A 1,615-nucleotide genomic window follows, 5' to 3' on the forward strand; every position below is an offset into this window, starting at 1 on the left:
TCAGTATTTTTTAAATTTGTATCATTTACATCAACAGCTCGATCGACGGTCCCCCCGCTTTTATTTTTAAACTTTATTATGAGCTGCCCGTTTTTTATGATCTTACCTACAGGAATGAAACCAGCTAACGCAAGAGCCTTTTCATAGAGCGGCGAACTAGGATCAATAATAGTATTGATATCATCAACAATCATAAAATTAATAACATTTTGAAAAGCTTTCTTATAAGCCACTTTACCCTCATTTAAAATATCGATATAAGGGTCGAGTTCATCCAAAAACTGAAAAGTAGCCCATCTCGCATTTCCGACATTATTCTCATACTTGTATTCTCTCGTCAAAGTTGAAAGTTCAAATAAATACCTGAATTGATTGTTATTTTTATCCTCGCTAATAATATGGCGCGTCTTAAATTGCGTTCCCCAGTCACTTCGAATTGTCCAATAGACCTGATTGCTCCGGCCTGCATTCCTGGCCTTACTGATGTCATCAAGAAATAGAGTAAGGGCATACTTGTTTCTATACCGGCCAAGATTAAAGTAAAAATCACTATTGCCACCGACACCGGCTGTTACTGTTGCATAATGACCTGTCGGATCCGAAAACGAAAGCGGATTATTCTCCACATACACATACTGATTCAAACTCAGCGGTGTATGGATCTCGCCCTCATACGTATCCTCGGATATAAACCGGGCAAGACGAGGGTCATAATACCGGGCTTGCAAGTAGTAATATTGCGTCTTCCGATCCCAATAGTATCCGGCATAGCGATATGGATTTTCTTTCACCAGCTCGGTTGTAAGATCATCAGTCGGCTCGATATCGACTTCCGCAAGAAGTGCAGTCAATTCACCATCTACAGTCGATGTTGCTTCAACAGCTTCCGCTCCTTGCGTGCCCTCGGTAACATTCTTTCCGTTTCCTTTGCCGTTACCGTTGCCTGGATGGTAGTCAGGATCGGTATTTCCGCTCTCGTCTTCCGGACCTTGAACGGAGCCGGGACTGCCGTTGCCAGTGCCAAGGTCGCCGATCCAGCCGATGCCTTCGCGAACACGCTCACCTAGCCCGTTGTACATGCGCGTGACGAGACCCCATGCATCGTATTCGTATCGGGCCGCAACCTTGCCGTCCTTATCCGTCAGCGCCACCACGTCACCGTGACCGTTGTAGACGTACCAGAACGTTTGACCTTCCATCGTAATGGTTAGCGGCCGGTCATTGGCGTCATACGTATACGACTTGGTCACATTGCCCTTAGCGTCGAGTTCTTCCGTGATCGCCCATGTATCGCCCTTGTAGGTATACTGGGTGACTTCTTGCGTCGATCCCGCATGATTGAACTGCGTCTTGCTGACGCGGCGTCCCAACATGTCGTAGGCATATTTCTCGCCAAAACCGTCCGGGAATGTCACTTTCCTCAACTGCCCGAGTACGTTCCACTCGTATTGACTGCGACCGTTCGTGAGCATGTTGCCGGCGTCGTCATACGTATAGTCATACTCCTCGTAGCGAATCGCATTTTCGAGATGGACGAGCTGATTACGGGCGTTGTACGTATATTTCGTGCCGATGATCGTATACCCTTTGCCGACCTCGCGAATCCGTTCAAAAA

The 1,615-nt window shown here is 46.9% G+C and carries 1 protein-coding gene; it reads right to left on the minus strand.

Going from position 1 to position 1,615, the window contains the following annotated elements; all coding sequences use genetic code 11:
• The coding region (locus RB620_RS30075; protein ID WP_308100845.1) for an RHS repeat-associated core domain-containing protein at nucleotides 1-1,615 on the minus strand (1,615 nt) is incomplete at both ends.

The sequence above is a fragment of the Paenibacillus sp. LHD-117 genome, from assembly GCF_030929555.1.
Taxonomy (GTDB): domain Bacteria; phylum Bacillota; class Bacilli; order Paenibacillales; family Paenibacillaceae; genus Pristimantibacillus.